Genomic DNA, 4,753 nt, shown 5'->3' on the forward strand with positions numbered 1-4,753 from the left:
AACAATCGGTTTTATTGTCGAATATGGAAATCTTTACGGTTATGGGAAGTATAATGCTTATAGTTGTTTTCTTTTTATTAATTAATCAACATTTAAAACAAACATTTGATATTTTTAAAAATAGAATTTGGGATAATTAAGAGCGATTCATGCCATCTTTTGTGCTTACAAAATTAGCATAAAGCATTCTCAATTGATATTTTATTCATGCAAACAAAGGGCTCCGATTACTCAAATATAAAAATATCTTGGGTAGGATTGCAAGGGTATATTTCATTAGTCAGTTGTCGATTGTAGAGGTATATCTGTGCAGCGGAGGGATAGTTGTAAAATATGGGATTGATAGTGTTTATATGAAAGTGAAAAAATGAAATACAAGATTCATCAAACCAATATCAGGAAATTTGTTTGCGGATTTCCTTTTGATAATGGCAAATTAAGGCTTTAGATTTTTGTATTACAGTTTCCAATCCGTTGTTACTGTATATTTTGCAAGTTTTTTTTAAAATCTGAACGAGTAGTATAAGTCAATTCAAAAATCAGTTGGTAGTTTTCCCATGCAAAGCTGGTTGAAAAAACAAATTTTCTTATGCATCAAGCAATCCTTGTATCTCAAACTTGGTCATTTGCATAAATGCCTGCATCACTCTTGGCGCTTTTTCAGGGTCAGCCATAAGTTCGCCTAAAATCCTTGGAACAATTTGCCACGTAACTCCAAATTTATCATCAAGCCAACCGCATTTATTATAGATTCCTCCTTCGCCTAGTTTGTCCCAATAATGGTCAATTTCTTCCTGTGTTTCGCATTCTATGACATAGGAATTGCCAGGAGATAATTTATACATGGGACCACCATTTAGGGCCATAAATTTGTTCCCGTTCAATTCAAAGTTGACTATAAAATGATTTTCAAAAGTGATTTTTGAATTTTTGAAAATGGAGCAATAATGCTCTGCTGCTGCTTTGGCCTGTCCGTCAAACCACAAACATGGATAAATTTGATTTGCCATTTTATACCATTTATAAATTTTAATTAATCCAAAAAATGTCTGTATTAGGACTAACGAAGTTAAGAAAAAGAAATAATTAATTAATTGAAATAGAATTGATTGTGATTTTTTTTATCAAAAGTTTTCTATGCGTTTAGCTTTGTAAATGTGAGATTGTCTGCTTTGAGAGCTTCCTGCAATTTTGGAATCGTGGTTTTCCTGATTTCGTGTAATTTAAAAATATCTTTTTCGCTGTGTTTGGATAGTTTTTCCAAAGTAGTAATATCGACGTTTTCAAGTGTACGTCCTGCTGGAACAGAAAGCAGGGAAAGGAACCCAATTTTTGGTTTGCGATGCTCTTTTTGATATAGCTAAAATAGCAAAAATGACTCAAAAAAACTGCAATTTTATCAGCCATTCGAAATTGTGAATATCTATTTTCTGAATTGTGATTTTTATTTTCTTTAAAATCTATCTTTGGCATCCTTAAAAAAAATATATGAGCACAATTTGGTACGAATGCAAAGTAAAATATAGAAAAACGGATGAAACTGGTGGACAAAAAGTTACGACTGAACCTTATTTGGTAGACGCTTTGTCTTATACGGAAGCAGAAAGCAGAATTAATGAAGAGATGTCTGCTTATATCAGTGAGGAATTCAAAATAACGAATATAAAAGTGGCTAATTACGCTGAGATTCATCCTTTCGAAAATGCTGACCGTTGGTTTAAATCTAGGGTTTCATTAATGGCTTATGATGAAGAAAGTGGTAAAGAGCGAAAGTCAAATATGTATTTATTGGTGCAGGCCAATGATGTAAAAGAAGCTTATGACAACACGACCCATGTCATGAAAACTACTATGGGAGAATACACTATTCCTGCTATTTCAGAATCTCCAATTATGGATGTTTTCCCTTATTTTAGTGGGGAAGAAGGAGAGACTGAACAATTGGAAAGGTTCAATGCGCTGAAAGCCTCCAGACCTGTAGCAACTGAAGTGCAGGATACTATGGAGTTTGATCCAGCTTATTTGGAGGAAAGCGTTTAATCCAAGCTACTATTGCCCACGACTTATGGGAACACCTTTAAATACTTCGCTCCGCAACCGAAAAGTTTTTTGGTTGCGGAGCGATTTTTTTATTGGTTAATGAGAGATGCCTATATAAATTAGGAAATTTGTTTGAGAATTTCCCTTTCGGAATGGCGAACTAAGACTTTGAATTTTTCATACCACCCTTTCCAATCTGCGGCACCCATGTCTTTTGCAAGTTCTTTTTCAAAATCCGCAAGTGCTGAATAAGATGATTCAAAAATCAGTCGGTAGCTTTCTCCAGTAAAGTCGGTTAAAACCCGATTTCCGGTTGTCTGAGGGAACAATCCGCCTTGTGTGGCTTCATCAATCAAAACTTTGGCATCTTTATAACGGCCAAATTGCAGATAAAAAATTTCGCGAACTATATACATGAGTACAAAATTTAGATGTTAAACAAAATGATTTTACTCGTATAAAGTTAAGAAATAATACAATTGACTAGATGTTAATGTGCTGATAAACATTTATTTATAAGTAAAATAGAAATTAAAGTGCAGTTTGCTTTATCCAAAAGCTACACTTTGTGAAGTTGAATTTTAAACGTACAGATTTTTTGTTAATATAATGTTGTAATGTGTTTATTGTTAGATGTTTGGCATGGATGTTGAAAAGAGATATCAGTAACTAATAAAACATGTAAATTATGAGTATAGCAGAATTAGGAGCAATATTGAGTGATATGTATAATAATTCTCCAAAAGAAGATGCAGCACTAATTGTACGTTTATTTGGAATAAGATATGCTGCTGAAATTAAAAAGGATAATTACTCTAATGAAGAAATTATGAAAGCATCCGGAATTTCGGAAGCATATATTAATGAATTGTCAAAAGGAGTGAAACTGTCTGTATATGTTAGCTCGAAACAATTATAACCGAAATATTATTTGGGTTTAAATTTTAAGAAAATAAATAAGCTGCAATTCTAAACTTTATAGTATTGCAGCTTAAGTTGTTTTAGAAAACAAATGTTCTTATGAAAACGGGTGCCTAGCCCTGATGGAAACGGCATCCTGTTGTCCCGGTGTTCGGGACAACAGATATAGTGAACAGCAGGATTAGCTCCCAATAATACTACTCTTTATCACTATAATATTTTTTTCGGAACCAAAAGGCGACATTGACCAAGGCGATTAATGCGGGAACTTCGACCAATGGACCTATAACACCTGCAAATGCTTGACCACTGTTGATACCAAAAACGCCAATGGCTACGGCGATGGCTAACTCAAAATTGTTTCCAGTGGCGGTAAAGGCAATGGCAGTAGATTTGGAATAATCGGCTCCAAAGTACTTGCCGACGAAGAAGCTCATGACAAACATAATGACGAAATAAATCACCAGTGGCAGGGCGATACGCAGGACGTCCATTGGTATTTGAATGATTAATTCTCCCTTGAGGCTGAACATTAATATGATGGTGAATAACAAAGAAATTAAGGTGATGGGGGAGATAAAAGGAACGTATTTTGTCTCGAACCATTCTGTTCCTTTGGTCGCAATCAAAGCATAACGAGAGATGATGCCCAGGGCAAATGGAATGCCGAGGTATATACCCACACTTTCGGCAATTTGTCCAATGCTGATGTTGACTTCAAAGCCGTGATACCCAAAATAGGGAGGGAGTATGGTGATGAAAACATAGGCATAAACGCTGTAGAGTAATACCTGAAATATGCTGTTTAGGGCTATTAATCCTGCTGCATATTCGCGATTGCCATCAGCTAGGTCATTCCAAACCACGACCATGGCGATGCAACGCGCGAGCCCGATGAGGATAACGCCAATCATGTATTCAGGATAGCCATTGAGGAATAGCAGGGCGAGGGCAAACATTAAAATGGGGCCGATAATCCAGTTGAGAAATAAGGAGGCACCCAGTACTTTGGTGTTTTTGAATACTTCGCTCATTTGTTCGTATTTGACTTTGGCTAGTGGCGGATACATCATTAATATTAACCCGATTGCCAAAGGAATATTGGTAGTGCCACTCGAAAAGGAGTTGATAAATCCGCTGCTTGAGGGGATAAAAAAGCCTATGGAAACGCCTATGACCATGGCCAGAAATATCCAGAGGGTAAGGTTGCTGTCAAGGAATCCTAATTTTTTTCGTTCCAAAGCGGGAGCACAATTATTTGCGGACATAATTTGATTTTTAGGCATTAATTATTTTAAAGCATTAAGATTAGTTAAGTATTGTTTTGTAATACTCTAAAACTTGTTTTTCTTAATTTCTTAATTGTTAAAATTTTAAATTTATTTTTTTATTTGGGAGAATACATAAAATAACTCTGTCGCAATTTGGATGCTTCGTTCCTGATATTTTTCGGATTGTTGAGGAGTGTTGTCAAAGGCTTTTGGATCTTCGAAGGTAATTGGGATTCGTTTTTCGGCTCCTGCAATGAATGGACAACCATTATCGGCAGAGGAACAAGTTAGAATAGCTGCAAACTCACTTTGTGGGTTAAAAGTGTTATCATATGTTTTGGAAAAGCAAATTAGCGGATGATCGTTTTCATTGTATTTCACGCTATAAACGGGATTGTTTCCTTCAGAAAGTGTGTTGATTTGAAAACCGTTTTTCGATAATGTTTGTGCTACCATGGGAAATAAAGCAGTGGCTTCGGTTCCGCCCGAATAGCTGAATACGTTTTTGATGTTGTAATATG

General features: G+C 35.5%; 5 protein-coding genes and 1 pseudogene. 2 read left to right on the top strand and 4 right to left on the bottom strand.

Annotation, left to right across the window (positions count from 1 at the left end; all coding sequences use genetic code 11):
* Nucleotides 1–587 precede the first annotated feature (587 nt).
* Nucleotides 588–1,010 (bottom strand): VOC family protein, encoded by a 423-nt coding sequence (locus tag VFS71_RS13200; protein ID WP_326401774.1) that lies wholly within the window; start codon nt 1,008–1,010, stop codon nt 588–590.
* A gap of 478 nt (nt 1,011–1,488) precedes the next feature.
* Between VFS71_RS13200 and VFS71_RS13205 the strand changes: the two genes are divergently transcribed.
* Entirely contained in the window at nt 1,489–2,040 is a 552-nt protein-coding gene (locus tag VFS71_RS13205) for a DUF4494 domain-containing protein (protein WP_326401776.1), read from the top strand.
* Between the two features lie 119 nt (nt 2,041–2,159).
* On the opposite strand, the gene VFS71_RS13210 is transcribed toward VFS71_RS13205, so the two are convergent.
* Entirely contained in the window at nt 2,160–2,456 is a 297-nt protein-coding gene (locus VFS71_RS13210) for a hypothetical protein (protein ID WP_111411457.1), read from the bottom strand.
* 272 nt (nt 2,457–2,728) lie between these two features.
* Here VFS71_RS13210 and VFS71_RS13215 point away from each other — a divergent pair, with 272 nt between their 5' ends.
* Nucleotides 2,729–2,959: an HTH-like domain-containing protein gene (locus VFS71_RS13215; protein WP_111411458.1), complete on the top strand. Its 231-nt coding sequence runs from the start codon at nt 2,729–2,731 to the stop codon at nt 2,957–2,959.
* Between the two features lie 199 nt (nt 2,960–3,158).
* On the opposite strand, the gene arsB is transcribed toward VFS71_RS13215, so the two are convergent.
* On the bottom strand, nt 3,159–4,229 hold the full coding sequence (gene arsB / locus VFS71_RS13220) for an ACR3 family arsenite efflux transporter (RefSeq protein WP_326401779.1): 1,071 nt from the start codon (nt 4,227–4,229) through the stop codon (nt 3,159–3,161).
* Between the two features lie 111 nt (nt 4,230–4,340).
* Nucleotides 4,341–4,753, bottom strand: a pseudogene (locus VFS71_RS13225) (protein-tyrosine-phosphatase); the annotation flags it as partial.

The sequence above is a fragment of the Flavobacterium sp. genome (assembly GCF_035760125.1).
In the GTDB taxonomy this organism is placed as follows: Bacteria; Bacteroidota; Bacteroidia; order Flavobacteriales; family Flavobacteriaceae; genus Flavobacterium.

Coding starts and splice junctions, on each gene's coding strand:
- arsB (WP_326401779.1), bottom strand. CDS start 4,229: ATGTCCGCAAATAATTGTGCTCCCGCTTTGGAACGAAAAAAATTAGGA.
- VFS71_RS13210 (WP_111411457.1), bottom strand. CDS start 2,456: ATGTATATAGTTCGCGAAATTTTTTATCTGCAATTTGGCCGTTATAAA.
- VFS71_RS13205 (WP_326401776.1), top strand. CDS start 1,489: ATGAGCACAATTTGGTACGAATGCAAAGTAAAATATAGAAAAACGGAT.
- VFS71_RS13215 (WP_111411458.1), top strand. CDS start 2,729: ATGAGTATAGCAGAATTAGGAGCAATATTGAGTGATATGTATAATAAT.
- VFS71_RS13200 (WP_326401774.1), bottom strand. CDS start 1,010: ATGGCAAATCAAATTTATCCATGTTTGTGGTTTGACGGACAGGCCAAA.